The sequence below is a fragment of the Gottfriedia acidiceleris genome, from assembly GCF_002128425.1.
Taxonomy (GTDB): domain Bacteria; phylum Bacillota; class Bacilli; order Bacillales; family Bacillaceae_G; genus Gottfriedia; species Gottfriedia acidiceleris.
Genome location: NZ_NESS01000018.1, coordinates 13,240 through 39,093, shown reverse-complemented (window position 1 = coordinate 39,093; position 25,854 = coordinate 13,240). Strand labels below are relative to the sequence as shown.

Below are 25,854 nucleotides of genomic sequence, written 5' to 3'. Positions count from 1 at the left end.
GTTTGGATGAAAAGTGAAATATTTTATAAAAATCCAAAAACCATTCTAAATAAAGGTACAGGTTTTCTCTCAGGTTATACTCACTCTTTAAATCCTTATACTGGTTGCTCATTTGCTTGTTCATATTGCTATGTAAGGCAAATGCCAGTTTCACTTTTTCGGAAAAAAGAATGGGGTAATTGGGTTGATATTAAACAGAGTGCACATATTATACTAGAGAAAGAATTGAAAAAGGCTAAAAGAAAAGATAGGGTGACCATTTTTATGTCATCTAACACAGATCCATATCAACCGATTGAATTTAAAGAAAGATTGACTAGAAGTTTATTAGAAGTCATGCTTCAAAATCTACCTGATTTTTTATTCGTTCAAACTCGGAGTCCGCTTGTTAAAAGAGATATTGATCTTTTAAAGCTATTTAAAGAGAAAGTACGTGTAAGTATGACAGTTGAAACGGATTTAGATGAAATACGAAAGTCTTTCTCACCATATGCACCGTCTATTAATGCTCGACTTAAAACGTTAGAAGAACTTGTAAAAGCCGGAATTCCAACTCAGGCTACAATTGCTCCTATTCTGCCAAGTAGCGAGGATTTCCCAAAAAAGTTATCGGAAATTGTTCAAAGGATTTGTATCGATGATTTTTTCATGGGTGACGGAAGTGGAGGGAAGCGAACAGGTCGTCTTGGTATTGAAAAAATATATTTTGAGCTCAATTTAGAAGAATGGTATAGTCCAGAAGCTTATCAATTAGTATATCGACGGTTTAAAAAATATTATTCAGAGGACCAACTTTTTATTAGTCAAAAAGGTTTTGAACCGTAAAACTAAAAATTTATTTAAAAATATCAATTCATAAAAAACGATACAAAATTACACAAAATTTGGTATTTTTATAATAGAACGTTTTTTGTGAATGGAGAGATAAAAGATGGCAGAAGTAAAAATAATGAGAAGTAATTCAGATATTTTGAAAACGTTTCAAACAGTAAGCCAACTACGTCCGCACCTAAGAGAAGATGAATTTGTTGACACGATTAACAGACTAATCAACACAAATAATTATCACCTTGTAGGCGTGATCGAAAATGATGAAGTAACAGCGGTTGCTGGCTATCGTATGACGGAATCATTAGCATGGGGAAAATATTTTTATGTTGACGATTTAATCACGAGTGAAAATCACCGTAAAAAGGGTTATGCACAACTTTTATGGAACTGGTTAATCGAAGAAGCAAAACAAAATAATTGTGAGCAATTCCACTTAGATTCTGGGGTGCAACGATATGATGCTCATAGGTTTTATCTTAAAAATAGTTTAAATATTACGTGTCATCATTTTCAATTGAATTTTTAAGTAAAACAGTGAGATGATCGTAACTTCTAAAATTAATTAGCAGTTGTACACTTTATACATTGAGGCTGTGAAAAACAGTCTCTTTCTTTTTATTAAAGGTAAAATAATATTACTAATATGTTGTAAATCGCTAACGCCCTATACTAATAAAAAATAAATTTTATTAAATTTGATTTTAGAAAATAGATTAAAGGAATGATATACTATTTTCAAATAGATTTAGGAGGCTTTTAGTTAATGAAAGAAAAAAATTCAAAACGGCTAGCCAATATTTCACTATTTGTGGCTACTTGTGGTTTCGCTGCAACAATGCCGTTCCAATCTAAATTATCTCAAATTCTTTCTGGTGGATTTGAGGCAGCTTTAGTTGGAGGTCTTGCAGATTGGTTTGCTGTAACTGCAATGTTTCGTCATCCTCTTGGTATACCTATCCCACATACAGCTTTATTGCCTAAAAATAGAAAGAAGATTACTGAGGGGATTTTAAATACACTTAATAATCAATGGCTAAGTAAGGAAAGTTTAATTGAAAAAATAGAAGAACGGGAATGGATTAATCAAGGTATTAATGCATTTGAAAAGATGCTAGAAAATGATGAATCAAGAAATAAATTGGTTCAATCAATCAAGCAGTTTGGTGCATCTATTCAGGATGATACAATCGAAAACTATCTATTAAATACTTTTAAACCGACAATTGAGTCCATATCATCTCAGAAATTAATAAGTAAAGCTGTCGATACTGTTATTGAAAAAGAATGGGATGCAAAGACGTATGAATTTTTAATTAATAAAATTGAAGAAACAGTAAGCTTACCACATATTAAGGAATTAATCGGCAAAGAAGTTATTCAATTTATCGAAAGAAAGTTTTTTATGATTAAAGCTTTTCTACCGATGATTGGAGAAGAGAAAATAACCGAATTTATACATAGCGGATTAATTGATTTACTATCTGAATTAAAGCACCCTAATAGTGATCGAAGAAATTTCATTTTATCCTTTATTAGAATGGAAGCTGAAAAAAATAAATCGAATGAAAATATTATTCGCCAATTAGATGAATGGAAAAATAAAGGCTATGAATATATTGTAGATCAAGCAATTAAAATATTTAGAAATAAAATTAACGATGAAGAGTTTATTTTAGATACTATACAAAAAATAATCAGTTTCATTAAAAATTCTAATTGGATTGATACTGTAGAACTAAGTTTTAAGAAACTACTAACCAGCACAGTTGAAAAATACCATCATAAAATTAGTGACTTAGTAAGACACAATATTGAAAAATTATCTACAGAAGAAATAACCGATTTATTAGAAAATAAAATTGGTAATGATATTACTTGGATTCGTGTAAATGGAGCTGTTTGTGGATTTATTATTGGTTTAGTATTAACTTCGCTAAGAATGATTTTTACATAATATTCAAATAACTGTTTTTTTTAATGCCTTAATTAACGTAAAAGTTAATTAAGGTTTTTTGATTGTTGAAATATAAGATAGTCAATATTGATAACGTATATTTAGCAAGAGTTATTGATGTTAAATTTTTCGATGATTTATGAAGGATATTTAATGTTATTATTTTTGAGAAATATTATAATGCCAACAAACTCTAATAAGTCTTAATTTTTTTTTTTCAAAAGTTAAAGAAACACAAGTTCAAATTATTTGTTTATAAATCAATGCCTATTTTAATTGTCATTCAATAATTTTTTTCACATTAAAGAAAGTATAAATTGGCAGCGGAGAAGAAAACTCGACGTTGTTGCCAATTTTAGGAATTATGTATAAGTGCAACTACTCCTCTGTCTTCGCGCTATAGTCTCGCCAATCGAAGAGTTTTCTTTAAATGAAATTAAAAAAACCAATAAATAGAAACAAAAGCATTTTAATGGAAATAAAAAATATTTTCATGTAATATAGGTTTGGGTAAAAAATATTTTCCAAATGAATAATTGGAATGAATTATTTGAACTAACATTAGCTCTAAATAAAAATTAAAGATCGTTTGAAAATATATTTTTTATTATTAGTTATTTTAAGTTCGACTAAAAGGAGGTTTAGTTAATGGATTCTATGTCATTTGTATTGTTCGGAGCCACAGGCGATTTAGCAAAAAGAAAAATTTTTCCTGCATTATATAATTTATATATTGACCAAAAAATGCCGGAGTCTTTTTCAATCATTGGAATTGGAAGAAAAGATTTTTCAAATGACGAATTTCAGAATCAAGTAATGCAATCACTAATTACTTTTTCAAGACGTTCTTTAGATGATCAAAAAATGGTCCAAGAATTTCTAGATTCAATTCGTTATCAACAGCTAGATATTACGAATAAAGAAGGATTCGTTGATTTATTAGATTTAGTCAAAGAAAGAGAACAGGAATTACAAATCCTAGAAAACAGATTATTTTATTTATCGGTAGCACCAGAATTTTTTGAAGTTATTGCTTCAAATATTAAGGAAAGTGGACTAGGTACTACAAAAGGTTGGAAGCGTCTAATCATTGAAAAACCTTTTGGACGTGACTTAAAAACTGCTAGAGATTTAAATGAAAAATTAAGTAAGTCTTTTAAAGAAGATGAGATCTACCGAATAGATCATTACTTAGGCAAACCAATGGTTCAAAATTTAGAAGCTTTAGAGTTTGCTAATCCAGTTTTACAAGCATTATGGAACAATCAATATATTGCAAATGTTCAAATTACGGCAAGTGAAACAGTCGGAGTTGAAGAACGAGCGGGTTATTATGACAAATCTGGAGCAATCAGGGATATGTTCCAAAATCATATGTTACAAATGTTAATGATGTCTGCTATGCATTTAACTAGCCAAAATTCTGCTAGTGATGTTAGAGCTGAGAAGAAAAAAGTTCTTGAATCCCTTCGACCACTATCAAAAGAAGAAGTAGTTTCTCATGTAGTTAGAGGTCAATATGGTTCTGGTGAACAAAATGGTAAGAAAGTAGTTGCATACAGACAAGAACCAGGTATTGAGTTTTCATCTCAAAATGATACGTATGTAGCAGCTAGAGTATTGATTGAAAACGATTTTTGGAAGGGAATCCCATTCTATATCCGTACAGGTAAAAGAATGAAAGAAAAATCTACACGAATCGTTTTTGAATTCAAAAGCCCGATTCAAAACCTTTCTAAAAAGAACAGAGCAGATAATGGACCAAATTTATTGGTTATTGAAATTAATCCAAATGAAAGAGTTTCTTTCTATTTAAATAGCAAAAACGTAGAAGGCAATATAGAACCTGTACAAGCTGAGTATTTTGCAAATAAAGAAGATCGTCCAGAAGCGTATGAGTTATTAGTTTACGATGCGTTACGAGGCGATTCGAAATTTTTTGCTCATTGGAATGAAGTAGAATTGTCATGGCAATGGGTTCAACCAATTTTAGAAGCATTTGAAGAAAATTTAGTACCACTTCATACTTATAAATCCGGTTCATTTGGTCCAGAAGCTGCGGAAAAATTATTAGCAGCAGATGGTTTCAAATGGTGGTTAGATACAGATTTTGTACACGAAAAAGAAAACAACAAAACAGATCTAAAAAGGAGTATTTAAATTATGAGTTCGATTTCTACATTATCAATTAATACGATCCGTACACTTTCAATTGATGCAATTAACCAGGCTAATTCTGGTCATCCAGGTTTACCAATGGGTGCAGCGCCAATGGCATATGCATTATGGGCAGAGCATTTAAAACATAATCCAAAAAGTTCAAAATGGTTTGACCGTGACCGTTTTGTTTTATCAGCTGGTCATGGTTCAAGTATGTTATATAGCTTACTACACCTTGCAGGCTACGATGTTTCAATCGAAGACCTTAAAGATTTCCGTAAACTAAATAGTAAAACACCTGGACATCCTGAATTTGGTCACACTGATGGTGTTGAAGCTACGACTGGTCCATTAGGACAAGGTATTGCTACTGCTGTTGGTATGGCAATGGCTGAAGCACATTTAGGGGGTAAGTTTAACAAAGAAGACCTTTCTATTATTGATCATTTCACTTATGCATTAGTTGGTGATGGTGATTTAATGGAAGGTGTTGCATACGAAGCGATGTCACTTGCTGGCCATATGAAACTTGGAAAGTTAGTTGTATTATATGATTCAAACGATATTTCATTAGATGGAACATTAAATCTTTCTTATTCTGAAGATATGAAAAAGAGAGCTGAATCATTTAACTGGCAATATTTAAGAGTAGAAGATGGAAATGATCATGTAGAAATTTCTAAAGCAATCGAATTAGCTAAACAAAATACAGACCAACCGACAATTATTGAAGTTAGAACAATTATTGGATATGGAAGTCCAAAAGTGGCTGGTACAAATAAAGCCCATGGTAATCCGTTAGGTCTTGAAGAAGCAAAAGAAACGAAAAAAGCATATGCTTGGAACTACGAAGAAGATTTCTTTGTGCCAGAAGAAGTTAAATCACATTTTAAAGAGATCCAAGAAAAAGGTAGTGAAAAAGAAGCTGAGTGGAATCAATTATTTAATGCATACCGTGAAGCTTACCCAGAATTAGCAATTCAGCTAGAAAAAGCAATGAAAGGTGAAGTTTTAATCGAAACAGAAGATTTATTAACTTTTGACGAGAATAAAACAATTTCTACACGTGTTGCAAGTGGAGAGGCAATTAATCACTACATTAAAACAGTTCCTGAAATTTTCGGTGGAAGCGCAGATTTATCTCATTCAACAATGACAGATATTAAAGATGAAAGTAAATTTGCGGTTGAGTCATTTGCTGGACGCAATATTTATTTTGGCGTACGTGAACATGCTATGGGTGCTGCTGCAAATGGTATGGCATTACATGGTGGAGTTAAGCCTTTTGTAAGTACATTCTTCGTATTTAATGATTACTTACGTCCTTCAATTCGATTAGCAGCATTACAAAAATTACCAGTAACTTATGTATTCACACATGACTCAATTGCAGTTGGTGAAGACGGTCCTACACATGAACCAGTTGAACATTTAGCTGCTTTACGTGCAATTCCTGGTTTAACAGTTATTCGTCCATCAGATGCAAATGAAACAGCTAATGCTTGGGCATATGCTCTACAAAATACAAATGGACCAATCGCTTTAGTATTAAGTCGTCAAAATTTACCAGTATTTGAAAAAACAGCTGCTAGATTAGATAACCTTTCAAAAGGTGGATATGTTTTAACAGAAACGAACGATCAACCAGACTTAATCTTAATCGCTACTGGTTCAGAAGTTGCACTTGCAGTGAACAGTAAAAATGAGTTAGAAAAAGAAAACTTATCAGTTCGAGTAGTAGCATTACCAAGTTGGGAATTATTCGATAAGCAATCAGATGAATATAAAGAGTCAGTTTTACCATCACACATATTAAACCGTGTTTCAATTGAAATGGGGATTTCACTTGGATGGGAACGTTTCGTTGGTTTCAAAGGCAAAAAAATCTCAATTGAGACTTTTGGAGCATCTGGAACAGGTAACGAAGTAATGGAATTATTTGGTTTCAGTACTGAAAACGTAGTAAACGTAAGTAAATCTTTATTAAATTCTTGATCAAATAATATTTTATATATTTTTTTAACATAAAAATTTTTACTTAGAGAAAAACATTAATATTACTGAAGATATTAAGGGAGGATAACATAATGAAAGTTGGTTTAATTGGATTAGGGAAAATGGGTCTAAATTTAGGTCAAAATTTAATGGATCATAATCATGAAGTAGTAGCATTTGACTTAAATACAACTGCAGTAGAAGAAATGAAAGGCTTTGGTGCAATCGGTACTACAAGCTTAGAAGAATTAGTTAAAAATCTTGATACTCCAAGAGTTTTATGGATTATGGTACCACATGGAGTTGTAGATTCTGTTATTAATGATGTTAAACCATTCTTATCAGAAGGCGATATTATCATTGAAGCAGGTAACTCACACTATAAAGAGTCTATTAGACGCTATGAAGAATTAAAAGAACATGGTATCCGATTTATGGATGCTGGTACATCTGGCGGTATGGAAGGTGCACGTAATGGTGCTTGTTATATGGTTGGTGGTGACCAAGAAGCTTGGGAAATCGTAGAACCAATATTTAAAGATACTTCAGTAGAAAATGGTTTCCTATACGCTGGTAAAATTGGTAGTGGACATTTCCTAAAAATGGTTCATAATGGTATCGAATATGGTATGATGGCTGCAATTGGTGAAGGATTTGAAGTACTAGAAAAAAGTGACTTTGATTATGATTATGAAAAAGTTGCGAAAGTATGGAATAATGGTTCTGTCATTCGTTCTTGGTTAATGGAACTAACTGAAAATGCATTCTCAAAAGATGCTAAGCTTGATGAAATTAGAGGCGTAATGCATTCATCTGGTGAAGGAAAATGGACAATTGAAACAGCTCTAGACCTTCAAGCTGCTACACCAGTTATTGCAATGTCATTATTAATGCGTTACCGTTCATTAGATAACGATACGTTCAATGGTAAAGTTGTTGCGGCTCTTCGTAACGAATTTGGTGGACATGCAGTTGAAAAGAAATAAATAAAGTATAAAATAGGAAATATCCCGAAAAAATTGGAGGAATTTAAAAATGAAATTTTTTATTGACACAGCTAATGTAGAAGACATTCAAAAAGCTTACAAAATGGGCGTATTATCAGGTGTAACTACAAACCCTTCTTTAGTAGCAAAAGAAGGAGTAAAATTCGAAGATCGTATCGAAGAAATTTTAAAATTAGTTCCTGAAGTAGAATCAGTTTCTGCTGAAGTTACGCCAAACGCTGTTTCTGCTGAAGAAATGATTGCTGAAGCTGACGAGCTTATTAAAATAAACGGTGGAGATAAAAATATTACAATTAAATTACCAATGACACTTGCTGGTTTAGAAGCATGCCGCTACTTAACGAAAAAAGGTGTTAAAACAAACGTAACATTAATCTTTACAGTTAACCAAGCATTATTAGCAGCTAGAGCAGGTGCTACATATGTATCTCCATTCTTAGGTCGTTTAGACGATATTTCTGAAGATGGCGTATTATTAGTTGCTAAAATTGCTGAATTATTCCGAGTTCATAATTTGGATGCTCAAATTATTGCAGCGTCAGTTCGTCACCCAGACCATGTTACTCGCGTAGCATTAGCTGGAGCTCATATCGCAACAATTCCTTACAGTGTTATTGAACAATTATCTAAACACCCATTAACAGATCAAGGTATTGAAAAATTTGCAGCTGACTGGGCAAAAACAACATTATAATTTGTAAGAAACTTTAAATCTAATAAGTATAAAACCCCCATCTTCATACAAACTGTTTTGCAGCTATGAAATGGGGGTATTTACATAAAAACAAGGAATAGAGGAGGAAGTAGTAATGAATTCGAATCAGAAATTTGTTGGTTATGTAGGTACATATACAAAAAGTGAAAGTAAAGGGATTTATCAATTTACGCTTGATACAGAAAAAGAAAGAATTACCGACGTTAAAGCAGTTGCTGAACTAGGTAATCCAACTTATTTAACAATTAGTGAAGACAATAAAAATTTATATGCTGTTGCAAAAAAAGGAAACTTAGGTGGAATTACTGTTTATTCAATTGATGAAAACAGTGGGGAGCTTAAAAAATTAAATGAACAGCTAAATGAAGGCGCTTCACCTTGTCATATTAGTGTTGACTCAAGTAAGCAAAATATTGTTACAGCAAATTATCATAAAGGTACAATTGAATTATATAAAATTAATCAAGATAATGGTTATGCGAGTGAGGCAAAATCGATTATGCAACACGAGGGAACAGGTCCTAATAAGGAGCGCCAAGAAAAATCTCATGCCCATTTTTCTGGTTATACGCTAAATGAAAAATATGTAGTTGCAGTAGATTTAGGAATCGATAAATTAATTACATATAAAATCGAAAACAATTCTTTAATTGAAGTAAGCAGTCTAACTGTTAAACCTGGAAGTGGTCCACGTCATATCACATTCCACCCGAATGGAAAGTTTGCCTATATTATGACTGAACTTAGTTCAGAAGTTATTACTCTACAATTAAATGAAGATGGAAGCTTTACAGATCTACAATATATTTCTACAATTCCTAGCGATTTTACTGAAAACAACCAAGGAAGCGCCATCCATATTTCAAAAGATGGTCAATTCGTGTATGCAGGAAATCGTGGTCATAACAGCATCGCAGTCTTCTGTGTAAATCAAGATACTGGTAAGCTTGAATTAGTTGAAATCACTTCAAGTGAAGGTAATTGGCCAAGAGATTTCGTTTTAGATCCATCTGAAAACTATTTAGTTGGTTCAAATGAAATGTCAGGCAATCTAGTTTTATATACAAGAAATAAAACGAATGGAAAATTAACAGTCATTCAATCAGACGTTCAAGTACCTGAAGCAGTATGTGTGAAGTTTTTAAACGTTTAATATAAATTAGGAGACTTTAATATGGATTTTAAAATAACTGATGCAGCCAAAGAAGTACTTGGCGCAGTCGATAAAAATAAAATACTTCAATTAGAATTTGACCGTGGAAGTTGTGATGTAGTTAATAACATTTATGAGATAAAAGTTATAAATAAAAGAGAATGCGGTCCAAATGAAAAAATGATTATTGGAGACCAGTTTGAATTTATGGTAAATAAAAATTTTGAAGATGTTTACGAAGACCAACTAGTAATTGATTATGCTGATGGTTCATTTATTTTCAAAAATCGTAATCAAATTTTTAATAATCGAATCGGATTAACTTATATTAAAGAGGATTAATACAAATCCTTATGTTCTGAGAGTAATTAAATAACAAATATTTTTGAGATGTGATTCTGATGAATTGGCATCTCTTTTTTTGTGATTTCTAACTTTGTAACAATCGATCATTTTAAATTAATAAAATAATATTATCTATTACCCATGATTTTACGTAATGAATAAATAATTAAGAACAGATGAAATAATAAATAAGATGACGTTGATAGTATTAATTGTCGACGGAAGATAAACTGTGATTATACAGGAAAAAATTTGCATATTTGCAAAATGATTCGCTAGTATAATCTCATAAAACAATAAATTATTTAAAGATATATTGTTTACACCATATTGAAAGAAAAAGGAATGAAGAGTATGGAAAACATTCGATTCGCTACGGAAGAAGACTTTGATGCGCTACTGGAGCTTGATGCTAGCGTATATCCACCCAAGTGGCAAGTGTCTCTGGAATTTGTGAAAACAGCTTGGGGGAGAAACAATGAGATCTATCGGCTGCTGGAAAATGAAGTAGGGATTCAAGGGTTCATTGCGTTGTTCGGGTTGGATCAGACAAGTTTTGAAAGTTACTTCGCAGGTGAACTTGATGAAACGGAATTGTGTCATCACATCTTGCCATATAAAAAAGGAAAACAAGTGTATATTTATTTGGCCACGATGGTTGTGAACCAACAACATCAGAACAAACGACAGTACGGGAAACGAATCATACAAGAAATACAACACGAAATCTATCGTGTCCGAGCGTTTGGTTGCAATGTCCCCGAAATTGGCGCAATCGCGATTACGAACGACGGGAAACGAGTACTGGATCGATCAGCTCTACGAAACTATGGACCGTATGCTGCGGATCCAACAGCTACTGTGTATCGAGGAGAACAGTTCTAAAAAACGCCTTGAATAGTATAGATTCACAATAGTGACTCTTATATATTAGTGTAAGAATTAGTATTTTTTATTAAATAATTGCAAAGCATAAATCGATACCTGTGAGGATACGGGATTAATTGGATTGTTTGTGATATGATTTAAAATAAAAACATACACTTTAGTGATGTATATTTTTAACACTATAGGGGATGGAGAAATGAAATTTGAGATGCAAAAAGCGAATATGTTGGCTGAAGATATAAACGATTTTGTCAAATTAGTACATAATAGTTATGAAAATAGTAAATACACATCTACTAATAATAAAGATAAAATATATCAAATAAAACTATTAATTGAAGAATTTAGGTTTCAAGTATTAGCAGATGAACTGATAAGAATTAATCGGTTTGCCTGGGATGGAAAATATACATATTTATTGATTGATAATTTTATAAAAGGAATAAGCATTATCGATGAATACGTGGAAAATAATTATAATGAGCTTTATATTTTCACTGCAAAACTCTACACTTTAAAAAATGCTATCATTTCATTTAGTAATAAGTAATTTCATGGGACAAAAATATTTCAATAAAAAATAAAAATGCTATTTCCTCTTCAGAAGGTAATAGCATTTTATATTAAAGTTTTTTAAACCTGATCGGACTAACCATTAAGAAAGCGAGAATTAAAGTAATCCATGCATTACTATATAAAAACATTCCCATACCAGCTAAAGGTAATCCAGCAGCTGGGATAGGCAATCCTTTAAAATAGCCTATTGTTGGGTTAGCACTAAATTTTGCTAATCTTAATGCCCCCATTGTAGGAAAAAGGATAAATGCAAGTGAAGTTAGAATTGATGGTGCTGAAATGGAATGAAATAACAGCGCAGGGGCAACTCCGAAACTGACAATATCGGCTAAAGAATCTAGTTCTACCCCAAATTCACTATTCACTTTTAGTTTTCTTGCGACTCTTCCGTCAAGAAGATCAAAAATAGCAGCGATGAAAATAAAAATTGAGGATATAATGATTAAACCACTCATATTTAACGTAATCGAGAGAACTCCGCATAATAAATTTCCGATTGTAAGTAAATTGGGTATAGATTTTACGACCTGGCTAAACAAAGTATCCCCCCTAAAACAGTAAAAACCTTTCAATAGTATTTTCTAACTATTTATACTTTATTCAAAAATCGTTCATAGTAATTATTTTTATTAGGTTATTAAAATAAAAAAAGGGGAAAATTACCACATATCGAATAATAATTTACAAATGAACAAATTAAAAAAGATTAAAAGACTATAGGAGGCATTAAATGAAGGCATTATCCGTTTCACTTGGATTAATATTAGAAGTGATTAGAATAATATTGATTTTCGGGTTACTTGGTGCTTTATTTTCAACAGTTGTATCAGAAGCATATAAAGAAATGGGTGTGAATCTTACTTACACTGGATGGTGGAGTTCGATTGGTATACTTGTTTTAATATTTGTCCTTTATCGAAATAAATTTCAATTCAGTGGATGGTACAATGGAAAAGGAGGGCAGAAATTAACTAAAGTAGTCACAAAACTATTAATTTCTTGTTCAATTATTATGATTTTAATTCCTGGAATAAGTGAATTATTTCAATGGTTGTAAAATAGTCAAAATAGCAGTTTCTTAAATGAATTTTAAAACAACAGGATCGACATCTCGTCGATTTTTATTTTGCCTATACAATTGATCATAGGAGGCATTGATTTGACACTATTTGGCTATATATTTTGGGGATTTTTTTTTGTCGCCATCGCATTTGGTTACTTTATGCAAAAAAAATTCGGAACAAAAGCACCAGATAAAACAGAAAGTCAAAAATTGCATGAAGAAATTACTAGACAGACACATAATAATGATCGACCAAGATTTTAAATAGCGGTTATAATTTCCAAATACAGTTAAAGATTGAAAAAGTTTAATATAATAGAAATAGTAATACTTGTATCAAGAAAGGAAAATAACATGAAAAAAATAGATGAATACTTTGAAACAGCAATGGAAGCATGGAGCATGATGCAAAAAACGACTGATGATGAAGGAGCAGAATGGGCAGAAAGATTTGAACGCTATTTCTATGAGTTTATTGATGAATTGAAGAAATGGTGGGAAAGACTTGATCCAAAACCAACAAATATAGAAGATGCTGAAGAGTTGCCCGAAATTAAAAAATGGATGGAGCAAATTCCTGGACCAGTGCAAATAAACTTTTTAACTGAATTAGAGGATATATTGGATGGTTTTGATACAGTACGGTTTGATTAAGGAGGAATACATTTGTTTAGTAAAGATTCAGAAAATAGATTTAATGTAGTTTATAAAGAAGGTAAATTGTCGGGAGTAAAAATATTCGAAGATAAAGAAACTCCGAGTACAATATTTATTTAGTTGGGATGGCTAGCTGGAGGAATCACCCCATTATTAGATAAGGATGGGAATCCTGTTATAAATAAAAAGATGAATAATTCATTTTTAATAATGTTGTATTCAAAAAGTCACATCGAAAAGACGATGTGACTTTCTTAATTTACTCAGTAAGTAATCCGGCAAATAATACTCTTAATCCATAAAGAAATTGTTCTTCAAAATCAAAACTATAATGGTACTGTTCACCTAAAAAAGATGTAAATGCAGTTACTTCTTCCGGAGTGTATGTGAACTGTTTAGCACGATGTTCATCTGCTACAAATGATAAGACATAATTGTTAAAAAGGTTACCAGCAACTAGACAGTTTTTATCAGATACACCGTATTTAGTCAAATTTTCTAAAGTGAATTTGACTGCTTTTAATCTACTCGGTGTAGTTGGCATTGACTGTGCAAAAACCTCTACTGCATCTCTTGTCTTTAATAAAACTCTTCGTACTTCAAATGCAAGGGCTGTTAAAGCTTCCTTTGCATCATCCATTTCTTCAGGTAAGACAATTTCGTTATTTAGGTGCTCAGCAATTAGATCATACAAAGCCTGCTTATCTTTAATATGCCAATATAAGGATGCGGCTTTGATCTCAAGCTCCTTTGCCAATGTGCGCATCGATAAATTACTTATTCCGTCACGATTTAAAATATCGAGGGATGCTTTTACTATTGCTTCTTTCGTTATAGCCATAAAATCTCTCCAAAAATTTATTAATTACCATTGACTCTAACAGTGTTAGATGTTAATCTAACGGTGTTAGATAACTAATGTTGTTAGACGTTTTTGTTACCTTATTGTACTAGAAATACAAACTACTTTAAAGCTCAATCAAATTATCTTCTAGATAAATCAAATTAAATAAAAAATGTTTTGAACAATGATTGATAAATTAAAAAGAGATAGGGTGGATAATATGATGAAAAATATGCGTGAGAAAAAAGATGTTGGTATTTACGGACTAACAGCAAAATGGTATGACAAAAATTCACGAAAAAGTCGAATGACACAAATGCAAGAATATGCTTACGAAATTAAATCTTTAGTTGAAGATGGAGCAAGGATTTTAGAAGTAGCCCCTGGACCAGGATATTTGTCTATTGAGCTAGCAAAAATGGGTTTTGATGTTACAGGAGTAGAGTTAAGTTCGGATTTTGTTAACATCGAAAAAAATAATGCAATGGAAGCAAATGTTTTAGTTGATTTTAAAGAAGGCAATGCCTCAAATCTACCTTGTGATGATAACACATTTGATTTTATTGTTTGCAGTGCAGCATTTAAGAACTTTAAAGATCCAGTAAAAGCACTTAAAGAAATGTACAGAGTATTAAAGCCAGGTGGTACGTCTCTTATAATCGATATGAATTATAATGCGACTTCAAAAGACATTGAAAGTGAAATAAAAAGAACAGGAATGAAAGGCTTTGATAAGTATTTTGTAAAATTTGCATTTAAAACTTTCTTGAAAAAAGGTGCATATACGAAGGAAAATTTTGAGATGTTTTTAAATGACACAGAATTTAAACAATATAAAATAAAGCAAGAAGATATCAGTTTATATGTATACCTTAATAAATGAAAAGATTTAATTGAAATTTATATATAATGAAACTATTAATCTTAAAGTACAATTTGGCATTTAAGTTGAAGAAAGATAATTTATACCAATTTTTGTAAAAAATAACCCGTTTGAATGCTAGATTGTTATAATAAATAGATATAATCATAGAAAGTTGGGATCTGTTTGAGAAAATATCTTCTATATATTTTGTATTTTAAGCTTACTTGGGATCTCACTCTTTTTGTATATAGGGTTTGGGGAGAGCATAAATCACAAAATCTACTTTATGATACCATTTCAATATTGATCGATTTATTTATTATATTTCTTTTACTAAAAACAAGAAAGTCTAGTAAAAGTTTTACTAAGTTTGAGCATTTCTATAATGAAGCTTTTAATTGTGATAGAAGAAAAGAATATGAAAAAGCTCTTCAAATAAGAGAAGAAGGTATGAAATTGCCATCACTAAATGATTTACAAAGGGCAGAATTACATGTTGGTAATGGTGGAACATATTATTATTTCAAAGATTATAAAAATGCTTCGATCAGCTTCGAACGAGCTTTTGAGCTAGTTAAACAAAAGAAAATACCATATGATGAACAATATAAAGTAATTATAGAATGCTACGTAAGAGCAAATCGAAAAGAGGATGCTATAAAATTAGTAGGAGAATTGTTAGAAAGACAATCTTACAATAAAAAATTTAAAAGGTTACAACCTATAATGGATAACTTAATAACTTAATTTTACTATTGCTATTTAAATTTTAGTAAAGTGATAGGAAGTATTAAACATTCCATTTTAATAGAGTAAAGAAAAAAGTCGATTCCCTTGAAATGGAGTACGACTTTTTTGTTATGATTATTTGTTATTCATAAAATTCTGTTTCTTTAGATATTCTAGAACTGTTTGGGAATATTCATGATGAGATTCTTGTGTATACTTAGCGATTGTATAAATTTGAGCTAAATTCTTTAATCCTAGTCTTTCTGTCATTTCTTTAAGCTTTGGAACATCCATGTAACGTTGCCAACCTTTTTCATCTCTTTCTTTATAAATTTCAAGAATATCTTCATCCGTATAATCTTTATATTGTTCATAATGTACTAGACCATGCCTTGGAAGTCGGTCACGTAAAGCTGGGTTTTCTTTAGGATAGCCTAATGAATAACCTACAATTGGTACGACATTTGGTGGTAAATTAAGGATTTCTCCAATTTGATCACAATTTGCAAGAGTAGAGCCCATATAACAAATACCTAGTCCAGCATTCTCTGCAGCTAAAGCACAGTTTTGAGATGCTAAAGTAGCATCAATTGCACCGATCATAAAGCTCATGAAATTATCAAAATGTACAGGCGCATCATTTTGCGTAAGCCATTTTCTCATTCGATTAAAATCTACACAAAAAGTTAAAAGGATTGGTGCATCAACAACCATTGATTGCTCCATATGTGCACTATATAATTTCCTTCTAATTTCTTTGTCTTTTGTGACGATAATCGAATAAGATTGCATATTGCCACTTGATGAAGCACGAATACCCGCATCTAAAATTTGATCTAAAACCTCTTGGCTAACTTCCTTGTCCTCATATTCTCGTATTGATCTGTGCCCATGTAAAACATCATTAAATTCCAAAACATTCACTCCTCATATCAAAAAAATTTCATTAGAAACGTGATGAATATAAAATAATTCGACATATTATTTTAATTCATAATTATTTCTGAATAATCAAATTATAAAGTAAACATATCACAAAAAAACTTTATCGTACACAAATTTGTAGTTTAAATCAATTTTTAGTAAAAATTACTCAGATTAATATTTTTCCAGAATAGTAGAGGTTTATAACGGTGTCTAAATATGTCAAAATTTAAAAGCGGTAGTAGTTAAGGTACAATATGCAGATTTATGCTATATACGAATAAATCTGTTAAATAAAATATAGTAAAAGATGAGCATTAAAAACAGGAAGACAAGGGAGGAAAAAGTGAAAAATTTACTTTCAGGAATTATTACACTCGTAATCTTGATTCTGACACCTTTTGGATTTTCTCATACAATGGGTTCCACTTGGATCGATTGGCTTTTTGTTAGTTCATTGTTCATTACAGCTATAATCGCTTTTTTTAATACAAGTGGAGATGGCTTAATTGGAAGATTAGATAAATCAACTGTACAAGCAAAAACAGGGATCACAGCAAGAATTGATCATGAAACAGAAGTTTTTAAGGTGCCATTTTCATTTTATGTTTCTTCTATATTTACAATTGCAAGCCTATTTATTTCGCATATAAATTGATTTAGCAGTATTTGTTCTAAATAAAAAAAGCTCAGCCTATTATTTTAGACTGAGCTTTTTTTTGTTTACTTATCAAGCAAGTTCTTTATTCTAACTTTAAATTCTTAAATTCAATTCGATACAAATCGCGTCGTCGATCGCGTAATTGACGGACTGATCCCGTATTTCTTGAACGTCTTAATTTTTCAAGATCAACATCACCGACTACGACAGTATCAACATTTGCATCACATTCACCAACAATACCATCTCTTGCAAACCCAAAATCGGAAGGGGAGAAAATACCAGATTGTGCATATTGAATGTCCATATTCTCTACATGTGTTAAGTTCCCAACGGTACCTGCGATACAAGTATATACTTGGTTCTCGATTGCTCTTGCTTGAGCGCAATAACGAACACGGAGATAGCCTTGGCGATCATCAGTACAAAATGGAACGAAAATAATATTTGCTCCTTGATCAACTGCAATACGAGCAAGTTCCGGAAACTCGATATCGTAGCATATTTGAATAGCGATTTTTCCGCAATCTGTGTCAAACACATGAATCTCGTTACCCTCTGAAATTCCCCACCATTTTCGCTCATTAGGAGTTGCGTGAATTTTTAATTGCTTTTCAATCGTACCATCTCGTCTAAATAAATAAGCAACATTGTAGATATTACCTTCTTCCTCAACAAAATGAGATCCCCCGATAATATTGACATTGTAACGTACAGCAAGTTCTGTAAAAAGTTCGATGTATTGCTCAGTGTAAGTCGCAAGCCTACGAACAGCCTGATCGGGGCGTTTTTCTTCTAGAAAAGACATCAATTGTGTTGTAAACAACTCTGGGAAAACAGCAAAATCTGAACCGAAATCAGCGGCGACGTCTACATAATACTCGATTTGCTTCGTGAAATCAGAGAATGAATCGATCTTTTTCATCATGTATTGTATTGCACATATTCTAACTGGGAATGATGCTCGATAAACGCGTTTAGATTTTGGAAGATAGTCAATATTACTCCATTCCATCAAAGTGGCAAAGGAATCTGACGCTTTATCATCCGGAAGGTAACGTGTATTAATCCGTTTAATTGTAAAACCTTCCATTAATTGGAAAGATAAAACTGGGTCATAAATACTGTGTTTTTCTACGGCTGCAACATATTCACGTGGTGACATTTCATCTCTATGTTTATGATAATTTGGGATTCGGCCACCAATGATAATACTTTGAAGATTTAATTGTCGAGCCAGTTCCTTTCGAGCTTCGTAAAGACGATGGCCAATTTTCATCCGACGGTATTCTGGATCAACCATAACTTCAATTCCATATAAATTAAACCCATTAGGATCATGATTTGTAATATAACCATTATCTGTTATGACATTCCAAGTGTGCTGATCATCATACTCATCAAAATCAACCATTAAACTTGAACATGAACCAATAATTTTATCTTCATACTCTACACAAAACTGACCTTCAGGAAAAATTCGAATATGACTTTCTAATTGTTCGCGTTTCCATCCTTCCATACCAGGAAAACAACGGCTTGATAACCTCATAATCTCATCAATATCTTCCATACGTATATTTCGAACTTCAATTTTCTTCTCGTATTTTGACATATCTGTCTCTGACATAATCTCACGTCCTAAATATAAATGTTTCACCTACGAAGAATCCATATTAGATGGTCTATGGATTTTCGATTCTCACAGTTAGGATACCCATAATTTACCTTTTCAATATGGAATAAATACGAGTAAAAGGATTAATATTTCCATTTACAATTGATTCTGGTTCAGATAATGAAAACGCAAGAGCTTTTTGCAGAGAAATATATTCATTTAATAGAAAATTTAACGACTAGACTACTCATAAGAGGTTCATGAGTAAGTAAAAAAGCATAAAAGTGAAATATAGTTACTCATAAGGGGTTCATGAGTAAGTAAAAAAGCATAAAAGTGAAATGTAGTTACTCATAAGGGGTTCATGAGTAAGTAAAAAAGGAAAAAAGTGAAATATAGTTACTCATAAGGGGTTCATGAGTAAGTAAAAAAGCAAAAAAGTGAAATGTAGTTACTCATAAGAGGTTCATGAGTAGTAAAAAAGGAAAAAAGTGAAATATAGTTACTCATAAGAGGTTTATGAGTAAGTAAAACAGGTAAAAACGTGAAAATAACATACTCATGAAGAGCTCATGATCTAAAAATGTTAACTTTAGCACCTGTTAATGAGTTATTACGTTGTAGAATAGTATCAAATAATATTATTATGTAAACTAGTAAAAGTTATAGTCATCATTAAATGAATGAAAACATAATAGGACATTGACTACTTATAAGAAATACTTTAAAATTATCTTTAATTCAAGATAGTTGAAAGGAGTTGAAATAAGATAAATTATAATGAAATTTCAACTAATTCGCTCCAATTATATTCTGAAATTTGTAAAGCAAATCGAATTTTGACTGATGCTTCGATTAATAATATTAAATGTATCGGTTTGAATTTAACTGAATTTGCTGTTTTAGAATTGCTTTATCATAAAGGAGATCAGCCAATTCAACAAATTGGAAAAAGGATTTTAATCTCAAGCGGAAATATGACTTATGTATTAGATAAATTAGAGGCAAGGCAATATATTAAACGCATTCATTGTCCAAAAGATCGACGAGTTATTTATGCGGCGTTGACTGAAGAGGGGAGAAGAGTAATAAGTTGCATCTTTCCAGAACATAGTGAAATGATTCATTCTTTATTTTCTGAACTAAATTCAGCTGAAAAAGATATGTTGGTCTATTTATTAAAAAAGATTGGATTAAGCAAAAATCAACCTCAATGTTGAGATAATTTATTTCGAACTAAATAGAATATAAAAGCTGTCGGTTGACGGCTTTATTTGTTAAGGCTGGAAATAATAATAATAGACTAATTGTTAAATGAGGTATAAAAATATGGAAGCAAAGTTTAAAGGAAAGTCAATTATTATTACTGGAGGTGCGAATGGAATTGGCGAGGGGATTGCAATTGCATTTGGAAAATTAGGAGCAATTGTTTGTATAGCTGATGTAAATGAACAAAGAGGGAATAAAGTTGTACAAAAAATTGAGGAAAATGGTGGAAAAGCAATATTTTATCGGACCGATGTTAGTAAAGAGGAAGACATCGTCAATCTTATTCACTCGGTAATCGACAAGGTTGGTAAACTTGATATTTTAATTAATAATGCAGGAATTTCCGTTTTTAAGCCATTTTTAAGTTTATCAACAGACGAATGGGATCAAGTGATCAATACAAATTTGCGAAGTGTATTTATTTCATCTAGAGAAGCTGCTAAAGTCATGAATAATGGTGGAAGAATAATCAATATGGCATCAACAAGAGCGATTATGTCGGAGCCAAATTCAGAAGCTTATGCAGCATCAAAAGGTGGGATTATCTCAATTACTCATTCATTAGCAGCATCGCTTCAGTCAAATGGTATAACAGTAAACTGCATTAGTCCTGGATGGATTCAGGTTAATCAAAATGAAGAATTAAAAGAAACTGATCATCTTCAACATTGGTCAAATCGAGTAGGTAAACCTGAAGATATAGCTAAAGCTTGTATTTATTTAGCTGATCCAGATAATAGTTTCATAAACGGTCAAAATATGATAGTTGATGGAGGTATGACAAGGAAGATGATCTACGAGGAATAGAAAAAGCAAGGAAATTTACTTTCCTTGCTTTTTTATATTCTTTATCCATTTCTTAATCGTTTTATTTTACGATCCTTTATCCCTGCTCTAAAAATATATCTTAATAGATAGGGTACTACGATAAAGATAAAAAGTGTTCTAAATAGTTGGTAGCACATAATAATAGAGATATCTGCGTTTACTTCTTTTGCAATAAGTGCCATTTGATCCATTCCACCAGGTGCGAGACTTAGCAATGCGGTTATATTATCGATGGAATGAATATGTGTTAAGAAAATACTTGATAAGAATGAAAAAGTTAATAAAATTACACCACTAAAGATTGAGACTAAGATAATTTTTAATTTGTTTTTTAAGTTTTCTGGTTTCAATAATAAGCCAATATAGCTTCCCATCATTAATTGGGAACAATTTAAAATAATAGTTGGTAATGCTGGTCCGTGTAGTCCAGATAGATTAAGAATGATTGTGGCGATCATTGGCCCCAATAGTAATGCAGTTGGAAAATTTATTTTCTTCCCTGCTATCCCAAGTAGAGTACAAGCAATCGCAAAAATAAATATATTAGGAAACAAACCATGCCAGCTTGGAGATGAATGTTGAATTGCTTCTGAAATCGTATGTTTATGTACGTTAAAAATAAGGCTAAAAATTAATAATGGCACCATAAAAATAATCATCATTAGCCTGGAGATTTGTAAAAAAGTCACTATCGTAAAATCAACATCATCTATTTCTTCTGCAAGAGTGATCATTTGGCTTAATCCACCTGGAATACTACCAAGTAATACAGTCGGATAATGAATCTTGAATAGTTTAGAAATAACAATTGATATTATGATAGTAAAAAGAATTAATAAAAAGGTCATCAAAACCATAGATGTTATTTGATTTCCAATTTGAATAAATGTTGAAGCTGTAAAAGATAACCCAATTGTGTAGCCGACAATAATCATTGCAGTATCTCGAATTTTACTTGGCCAATACAATTTTATCCCTTTAATTTTAGAAAATATAAGTACGAAAAACATTGGACCAAGTAGCCAAGGTATTGGTAGTTTAATCAATTGAAATAAAAATCCACCAATCATTGCAATAATGAAAGTAAATAAAAGTTGATTCCATTTATTATTTTTGTAATTAATTACCATATTGTCACTTCTTTTCAAATTATAAAATTTTAATGAACAGATCATGTTTACATTTATTCATCGCGCTTGTTATGTTAATATCATTATTGACCTTAAGTTTATGGTATGCAAGGATTTTGCTCGGTTAGTCGCATTTAGTATATTAACAGGATAGCGAAACTAATCGGAGGTTATATTAAAGATAGTAAATATTTTACAATTTTTAATTTGAAAACCCTTGCAAATTTTAATTAGAAAGGACTAATTGAATTGGCTAAACAACAAATAGGCGTAATTGGTTTGGCAGTAATGGGAAAAAACCTGGCTTTAAATATTGAAAGTAGAGGTTTTTCAATTTCTGTATATAACCGATCAGTTGAAAAAACAGAAGAATTTTTAAAAGAAGCAGAAGGTAAAAATGTAGTTGGAACATTTTCAATTGAAGAATTCGTAAATTCTCTTGAAACACCTAGAAAAATATTGATAATGGTAAAAGCAGGTGCACCAACTGATTCAACAATTGAAATGTTATTACCTCATCTTGATAAAGGTGATATTTTAATTGATGGTGGAAATACATACTATAAAGACACTCAAAGACGAAACAAAATGTTATCTGATAGTGGCATTCATTTTATTGGAACAGGTGTTTCAGGTGGAGAAGAGGGAGCTTTAAAAGGACCTTCAATTATGCCTGGTGGACAAAAAGAAGCATTTGAACTAGTAAAGCCGATTTTTGAAGCGATTGCTGCAAAAGTAAATAATGAGCCTTGTACAACATATATTGGACCAGATGGTGCCGGCCATTACGTAAAAATGGTTCATAATGGAATTGAATATGGTGATATGCAATTAATCTCAGAAGCTTACTTTTTATTAAAAAATGTACTGGGCTTAAGTGCTGATGAATTGCATCACGTATTTAGTGATTGGAATAAGGGTGAGCTTGATAGTTATTTAATTGAAATAACGGCTGATATCTTTACTAAAACAGATGAAGAAACAGGTAAACCACTTGTAGATGTAATTTTAGATAAAGCAGGGCAAAAAGGTACTGGAAAATGGACTAGTCAAAGTACACTAGATTTAGGCGTACCTACTTCTATTATTACGGAGTCTGTATTTGCACGTTTCATTTCTGCAATGAAGGATGAAAGAGTAAAAGCTAGTAAATTATTATCTGGCCCGTCAACCAATACATACAGTGGAGATAAAGAGCAACTGATTGAAGATGTACGTAAAGCCCTTTATATGAGTAAAATTTGTTCATATGCTCAAGGATTTGCTCAATTAAGAGCTGCATCTGATGAGTATAACTGGGATTTACAATACGGTGATATTGCAATGATTTTCAGAGGTGGATGTATTATTCGCGCCGCTTTCTTACAAAAAATTAAAGAAGCTTACGATCTAGATGCTAATCTTTCTAACTTATTACTTGATCCATACTTCAAAGAAATCGTAGAAAGTTATCAAGGTGCTTTAAGAAAAATTAGCGTTGTAGCAATTGAAGCTGGTGTACCAATTCCATGTTTCTCTGCTGCATTAGCTTATTATGATAGCTATCGTACTGAAACACTTCCTGCTAATTTAATTCAAGCACAAAGAGATTATTTTGGTGCACATACTTATGAACGAATTGATAAAGAAGGAAAGTTCCATACTCAGTGGACATAAATTAAAGAATAAAAAAGTTACCCCCTCGTAATTTTGGAGGGGGTAACTTTTTTATTTATAAGAATCGTTCTTAATTTTCATTTAAACGATCAGTAACAGGCCACCATTTATGACCATCAACTGTCAATAAAGTATCAGCTTCGTTTGGACCCATCGATCCAGAATCATAAGTTGTTAGTGGTGCTTGATTATTTTCCCAAGCTTTTGAAATGACATCAACAAAGCTCCAAGAATATTTTACTTCATCCCAATGAGTAAAGTTTGTTCCATCACCTAACATACAATCATAAATTAATCGCTCGTATGCTTCTGGGGTATTTATACAATCAACACAATTATTATTAAATGTTAATTGAATTGGCTTTGTATATCCTTCATCAGCGCCAGATCTTTTTGCATTTAATTGTAATGTAATTCCTTCATCTGGTTGAATATGTATAATTAATAAATTTGGAGACATTGTCTCTTTTGTATTGTAATAAAGATTCATCGGTATATCTGAGAATTGAACAATAATCTTAGTCGATTTTGTAGCCATTCTTTTCCCTGTTCGAATATAGAATGGAACACCAGCCCATCTAAAATTATCGATATAAAGTTTGCCCGCAACAAATGTTTCAGTTTGAGACTCTGGTGCAACGTTGTTCTCATTTCGATATGCAGGAACTTCTTCTCCGTTAATTACACCAGCATTATATTGACCGCGAACAAAGTATTCTTTCACTTCATTTTCATCAATTTTTCGAAGAGCTTTAAATACTTTAACTTTTTCACTACGAATTTCATCAGTTGTTAATTTAATCGGAGGCTCCATAGCAAGTAGTGCCGCCATTTGAAGCAAATGATTTTGAACCATATCTTTTAGAGCTCCAGAATTCTCATAGTATTTTCCACGGTCTTCAACACCAAGGATTTCACTAGAAGTAATTTGGATATTTGAAATAAATCGATTATTCCAAAGAGGTTCAAACATTGCATTCGCAAAACGAATAACTTCAATATTTTGAACCATTTCTTTACCTAAATAATGGTCGATACGGTAAATTTGATTTTCTGAAAATGCTTCACGTATTTCATCATTCAATTCAATTGCACTCGGTAAATCATGTCCGAATGGTTTTTCGATCACAATTCGGCTCCAACCTTCTGTATCAGCCAAACCATTTTGTTTTAACTGCTTAGCAATTGTACCGAAAAATTCAGGTGCCATTGCTAGGAAGAAAACACGGTTACCAGGAATTAAATAATGGTTATCCAAGTTTGTTAATAAATTTCCTAATTCTAAATATGAAGACGGTTCTAATACTTCAAATTGATGGTAATAAAAATGAGATAAAAAGCTTTCAAGTTCAGTATCAGATGAAGCAATAGATTGAACTGATTTTTTTACAGTTTCACGAAACTCATCATTTGACCAAGGTCTTCTACCTACACCTACAACCGCGAAACCTTCATCAATTTTTTGACTTAAAAATAATCTATATATTGAAATAAAAAGCTTTCTTTTTGCTAGGTCTCCTGTTGCTCCAAAAATGACAATCACTGCTTTTGGGTTTACTGTAGTTTTCAATGAATTTACCTCACTTCTTAAACATAAATTACTAACTTATTTTAGTAATAATCAAGGCTGATTATACAAAATATGTAAAATCACTTTCAAAAAAATATTTTGAAAGCATTTTCATTAATTATTAAAAAATAAATTAAATTTCCAAATTATTCATCTTATATCATAAACAAAACGAACAGATTCGTAAACAAGAGTCTTGATAAAATTTCACTTTTTTCTTATTATTCCTTATAAACAAAGGGGTTTTTAATGAAATAAGGGTTTATACAATTTTTCATATTATATACAGTAATCTGTAATTATTTGGTTGAAAATTAAAAAACAATTAAAAAAAAGAAAGGGGAATTTGTCAAAATCTCAGTTTTTTAGTAGAATTATAATGTAGTTTAATAGATACTTGGAAAATAAAGTAAAAT

At 31.5% G+C, this 25,854-nt stretch carries 27 protein-coding genes; 21 read left to right on the top strand and 6 right to left on the bottom strand.

What is annotated here, in order from left to right; all coding sequences use genetic code 11:
• Nucleotides 1-6 precede the first annotated feature (6 nt).
• From B6K90_RS20965 to B6K90_RS20915, 11 genes are all read left to right on the top strand, one after another.
• Nucleotides 7-825 (top strand): SPL family radical SAM protein, encoded by an 819-nt coding sequence (locus B6K90_RS20965; protein WP_088014671.1) that lies wholly within the window; start codon nucleotides 7-9, stop codon nucleotides 823-825.
• A 106-nt stretch (nucleotides 826-931) separates the two neighbouring features.
• Nucleotides 932-1,357, top strand: coding sequence for a GNAT family N-acetyltransferase (locus tag B6K90_RS20960; protein WP_088014670.1), 426 nt, complete (start codon nucleotides 932-934; stop codon nucleotides 1,355-1,357).
• A 237-nt stretch (nucleotides 1,358-1,594) separates the two neighbouring features.
• Entirely contained in the window at nucleotides 1,595-2,785 is a 1,191-nt protein-coding gene (locus B6K90_RS20955; protein WP_088014669.1) for a DUF445 domain-containing protein, read from the top strand.
• 648 nt (nucleotides 2,786-3,433) lie between these two features.
• The gene (gene zwf / locus B6K90_RS20950; RefSeq protein ID WP_088014668.1) at nucleotides 3,434-4,945 is read left to right on the top strand and encodes a glucose-6-phosphate dehydrogenase; all 1,512 of its coding nucleotides are present in this window, start codon (nucleotides 3,434-3,436) and stop codon (nucleotides 4,943-4,945) included.
• A complete protein-coding gene (tkt, locus tag B6K90_RS20945; protein WP_088014667.1) occupies nucleotides 4,946-6,940 on the top strand; it encodes a transketolase in 1,995 nt (664 codons plus the stop codon).
• Between the two features lie 92 nt (nucleotides 6,941-7,032).
• A complete protein-coding gene (gene gnd, locus B6K90_RS20940; protein WP_088014666.1) occupies nucleotides 7,033-7,926 on the top strand; it encodes a phosphogluconate dehydrogenase (NAD(+)-dependent, decarboxylating) in 894 nt (297 codons plus the stop codon).
• 49 nt (nucleotides 7,927-7,975) lie between these two features.
• Nucleotides 7,976-8,641, top strand: coding sequence for a fructose-6-phosphate aldolase (gene fsa / locus B6K90_RS20935; RefSeq protein ID WP_088014665.1), 666 nt, complete (start codon nucleotides 7,976-7,978; stop codon nucleotides 8,639-8,641).
• 115 nt (nucleotides 8,642-8,756) lie between these two features.
• A complete protein-coding gene (locus B6K90_RS20930) occupies nucleotides 8,757-9,815 on the top strand; it encodes a lactonase family protein (protein WP_088014664.1) in 1,059 nt (352 codons plus the stop codon).
• Between the two features lie 21 nt (nucleotides 9,816-9,836).
• Nucleotides 9,837-10,157: an iron-sulfur cluster biosynthesis family protein gene (locus B6K90_RS20925; protein WP_088014663.1), complete on the top strand. Its 321-nt coding sequence runs from the start codon at nucleotides 9,837-9,839 to the stop codon at nucleotides 10,155-10,157.
• A gap of 534 nt (nucleotides 10,158-10,691) precedes the next feature.
• Nucleotides 10,692-11,045: a hypothetical protein gene (locus B6K90_RS23495; RefSeq protein WP_167555449.1), complete on the top strand. Its 354-nt coding sequence runs from the start codon at nucleotides 10,692-10,694 to the stop codon at nucleotides 11,043-11,045.
• 199 nt (nucleotides 11,046-11,244) lie between these two features.
• Nucleotides 11,245-11,598 (top strand): hypothetical protein, encoded by a 354-nt coding sequence (locus tag B6K90_RS20915; protein WP_088014661.1) that lies wholly within the window; start codon nucleotides 11,245-11,247, stop codon nucleotides 11,596-11,598.
• Between the two features lie 73 nt (nucleotides 11,599-11,671).
• Here B6K90_RS20915 and pssA read toward each other — a convergent pair whose 3' ends face one another.
• Nucleotides 11,672-12,163 (bottom strand): CDP-diacylglycerol--serine O-phosphatidyltransferase, encoded by a 492-nt coding sequence (gene pssA, locus B6K90_RS20910; protein WP_088014660.1) that lies wholly within the window; start codon nucleotides 12,161-12,163, stop codon nucleotides 11,672-11,674.
• Nucleotides 12,164-12,354: 191 nt separating this feature from the next.
• On the opposite strand from pssA, the gene B6K90_RS20905 reads away from it, so the two are divergent.
• From B6K90_RS20905 to B6K90_RS24610, 4 genes are all read left to right on the top strand, one after another.
• Nucleotides 12,355-12,681 carry a hypothetical protein gene (locus B6K90_RS20905; RefSeq protein ID WP_088014659.1) on the top strand — a complete coding sequence of 109 codons (327 nt, stop codon included), beginning with the start codon at nucleotides 12,355-12,357 and terminating at the stop codon, nucleotides 12,679-12,681.
• 102 nt (nucleotides 12,682-12,783) lie between these two features.
• Complete coding sequence (locus tag B6K90_RS23860; protein WP_167555448.1) at nucleotides 12,784-12,951, top strand: hypothetical protein; 168 nt, start codon at nucleotides 12,784-12,786, stop codon at nucleotides 12,949-12,951.
• A gap of 90 nt (nucleotides 12,952-13,041) precedes the next feature.
• On the top strand, nucleotides 13,042-13,341 hold the full coding sequence (locus tag B6K90_RS20900) for a hypothetical protein (RefSeq protein ID WP_088014658.1): 300 nt from the start codon (nucleotides 13,042-13,044) through the stop codon (nucleotides 13,339-13,341).
• 123 nt (nucleotides 13,342-13,464) lie between these two features.
• The gene (locus tag B6K90_RS24610; RefSeq protein WP_407920544.1) at nucleotides 13,465-13,593 is read left to right on the top strand and encodes a DUF6440 family protein; all 129 of its coding nucleotides are present in this window, start codon (nucleotides 13,465-13,467) and stop codon (nucleotides 13,591-13,593) included.
• 10 nt (nucleotides 13,594-13,603) lie between these two features.
• Here B6K90_RS24610 and B6K90_RS20895 read toward each other — a convergent pair whose 3' ends face one another.
• Nucleotides 13,604-14,185 (bottom strand): TetR/AcrR family transcriptional regulator C-terminal domain-containing protein, encoded by a 582-nt coding sequence (locus B6K90_RS20895; RefSeq protein WP_088014657.1) that lies wholly within the window; start codon nucleotides 14,183-14,185, stop codon nucleotides 13,604-13,606.
• A 226-nt stretch (nucleotides 14,186-14,411) separates the two neighbouring features.
• Here B6K90_RS20895 and B6K90_RS20890 point away from each other — a divergent pair, with 226 nt between their 5' ends.
• Together B6K90_RS20890 and B6K90_RS23490 are read left to right on the top strand one after the other, a co-directional pair.
• Nucleotides 14,412-15,071 (top strand): class I SAM-dependent methyltransferase, encoded by a 660-nt coding sequence (locus B6K90_RS20890; protein WP_235821880.1) that lies wholly within the window; start codon nucleotides 14,412-14,414, stop codon nucleotides 15,069-15,071.
• Between the two features lie 432 nt (nucleotides 15,072-15,503).
• On the top strand, nucleotides 15,504-15,800 hold the full coding sequence (locus B6K90_RS23490) for a hypothetical protein (RefSeq protein ID WP_139840774.1): 297 nt from the start codon (nucleotides 15,504-15,506) through the stop codon (nucleotides 15,798-15,800).
• Between the two features lie 117 nt (nucleotides 15,801-15,917).
• On the opposite strand, the gene B6K90_RS20880 is transcribed toward B6K90_RS23490, so the two are convergent.
• Entirely contained in the window at nucleotides 15,918-16,697 is a 780-nt protein-coding gene (locus B6K90_RS20880; protein ID WP_088014654.1) for a nitroreductase family protein, read from the bottom strand.
• A 355-nt stretch (nucleotides 16,698-17,052) separates the two neighbouring features.
• Between B6K90_RS20880 and B6K90_RS20875 the strand changes: the two genes are divergently transcribed.
• The gene (locus B6K90_RS20875; protein WP_088014653.1) at nucleotides 17,053-17,364 is read left to right on the top strand and encodes a hypothetical protein; all 312 of its coding nucleotides are present in this window, start codon (nucleotides 17,053-17,055) and stop codon (nucleotides 17,362-17,364) included.
• An 85-nt stretch (nucleotides 17,365-17,449) separates the two neighbouring features.
• Here B6K90_RS20875 and B6K90_RS20870 read toward each other — a convergent pair whose 3' ends face one another.
• Nucleotides 17,450-18,997, bottom strand: a complete 1,548-nt coding sequence (locus B6K90_RS20870) for a bifunctional GNAT family N-acetyltransferase/carbon-nitrogen hydrolase family protein (RefSeq protein ID WP_088014652.1) — start codon at nucleotides 18,995-18,997, stop codon at nucleotides 17,450-17,452.
• Between the two features lie 758 nt (nucleotides 18,998-19,755).
• Between B6K90_RS20870 and B6K90_RS20865 the strand changes: the two genes are divergently transcribed.
• On the top strand, nucleotides 19,756-20,205 hold the full coding sequence (locus B6K90_RS20865; RefSeq protein ID WP_088014651.1) for a MarR family winged helix-turn-helix transcriptional regulator: 450 nt from the start codon (nucleotides 19,756-19,758) through the stop codon (nucleotides 20,203-20,205).
• A gap of 109 nt (nucleotides 20,206-20,314) precedes the next feature.
• On the top strand, nucleotides 20,315-21,061 hold the full coding sequence (locus B6K90_RS20860; protein WP_088014650.1) for an SDR family NAD(P)-dependent oxidoreductase: 747 nt from the start codon (nucleotides 20,315-20,317) through the stop codon (nucleotides 21,059-21,061).
• A 41-nt stretch (nucleotides 21,062-21,102) separates the two neighbouring features.
• On the opposite strand, the gene B6K90_RS20855 is transcribed toward B6K90_RS20860, so the two are convergent.
• Nucleotides 21,103-22,212 carry an AbrB family transcriptional regulator gene (locus B6K90_RS20855; protein WP_088014649.1) on the bottom strand — a complete coding sequence of 370 codons (1,110 nt, stop codon included), beginning with the start codon at nucleotides 22,210-22,212 and terminating at the stop codon, nucleotides 21,103-21,105.
• Between the two features lie 249 nt (nucleotides 22,213-22,461).
• Between B6K90_RS20855 and gndA the strand changes: the two genes are divergently transcribed.
• On the top strand, nucleotides 22,462-23,868 hold the full coding sequence (gndA, locus tag B6K90_RS20850) for an NADP-dependent phosphogluconate dehydrogenase (protein ID WP_088014648.1): 1,407 nt from the start codon (nucleotides 22,462-22,464) through the stop codon (nucleotides 23,866-23,868).
• A 70-nt stretch (nucleotides 23,869-23,938) separates the two neighbouring features.
• Here gndA and zwf (B6K90_RS20845) read toward each other — a convergent pair whose 3' ends face one another.
• Nucleotides 23,939-25,438 (bottom strand): glucose-6-phosphate dehydrogenase, encoded by a 1,500-nt coding sequence (zwf, locus tag B6K90_RS20845; protein ID WP_088014647.1) that lies wholly within the window; start codon nucleotides 25,436-25,438, stop codon nucleotides 23,939-23,941.
• Nucleotides 25,439-25,854 lie beyond the last annotated feature (416 nt).

Coding starts and splice junctions, on each gene's coding strand:
- B6K90_RS20965 (WP_088014671.1), top strand. CDS start 7: ATGAAAAGTGAAATATTTTATAAAAATCCAAAAACCATTCTAAATAAA.
- B6K90_RS20960 (WP_088014670.1), top strand. CDS start 932: ATGGCAGAAGTAAAAATAATGAGAAGTAATTCAGATATTTTGAAAACG.
- B6K90_RS20955 (WP_088014669.1), top strand. CDS start 1,595: ATGAAAGAAAAAAATTCAAAACGGCTAGCCAATATTTCACTATTTGTG.
- zwf (WP_088014668.1), top strand. CDS start 3,434: ATGGATTCTATGTCATTTGTATTGTTCGGAGCCACAGGCGATTTAGCA.
- gnd (WP_088014666.1), top strand. CDS start 7,033: ATGAAAGTTGGTTTAATTGGATTAGGGAAAATGGGTCTAAATTTAGGT.
- fsa (WP_088014665.1), top strand. CDS start 7,976: ATGAAATTTTTTATTGACACAGCTAATGTAGAAGACATTCAAAAAGCT.
- B6K90_RS20930 (WP_088014664.1), top strand. CDS start 8,757: ATGAATTCGAATCAGAAATTTGTTGGTTATGTAGGTACATATACAAAA.
- B6K90_RS20925 (WP_088014663.1), top strand. CDS start 9,837: ATGGATTTTAAAATAACTGATGCAGCCAAAGAAGTACTTGGCGCAGTC.
- B6K90_RS20915 (WP_088014661.1), top strand. CDS start 11,245: ATGAAATTTGAGATGCAAAAAGCGAATATGTTGGCTGAAGATATAAAC.
- B6K90_RS20905 (WP_088014659.1), top strand. CDS start 12,355: ATGAAGGCATTATCCGTTTCACTTGGATTAATATTAGAAGTGATTAGA.
- B6K90_RS20900 (WP_088014658.1), top strand. CDS start 13,042: ATGAAAAAAATAGATGAATACTTTGAAACAGCAATGGAAGCATGGAGC.
- B6K90_RS20895 (WP_088014657.1), bottom strand. CDS start 14,185: ATGGCTATAACGAAAGAAGCAATAGTAAAAGCATCCCTCGATATTTTA.
- B6K90_RS20890 (WP_235821880.1), top strand. CDS start 14,412: ATGAAAAATATGCGTGAGAAAAAAGATGTTGGTATTTACGGACTAACA.
- B6K90_RS23490 (WP_139840774.1), top strand. CDS start 15,504: ATGAAATTGCCATCACTAAATGATTTACAAAGGGCAGAATTACATGTT.
- B6K90_RS20870 (WP_088014652.1), bottom strand. CDS start 18,997: ATGTCAGAGACAGATATGTCAAAATACGAGAAGAAAATTGAAGTTCGA.
- B6K90_RS20860 (WP_088014650.1), top strand. CDS start 20,315: ATGGAAGCAAAGTTTAAAGGAAAGTCAATTATTATTACTGGAGGTGCG.
- B6K90_RS20855 (WP_088014649.1), bottom strand. CDS start 22,212: ATGGTAATTAATTACAAAAATAATAAATGGAATCAACTTTTATTTACT.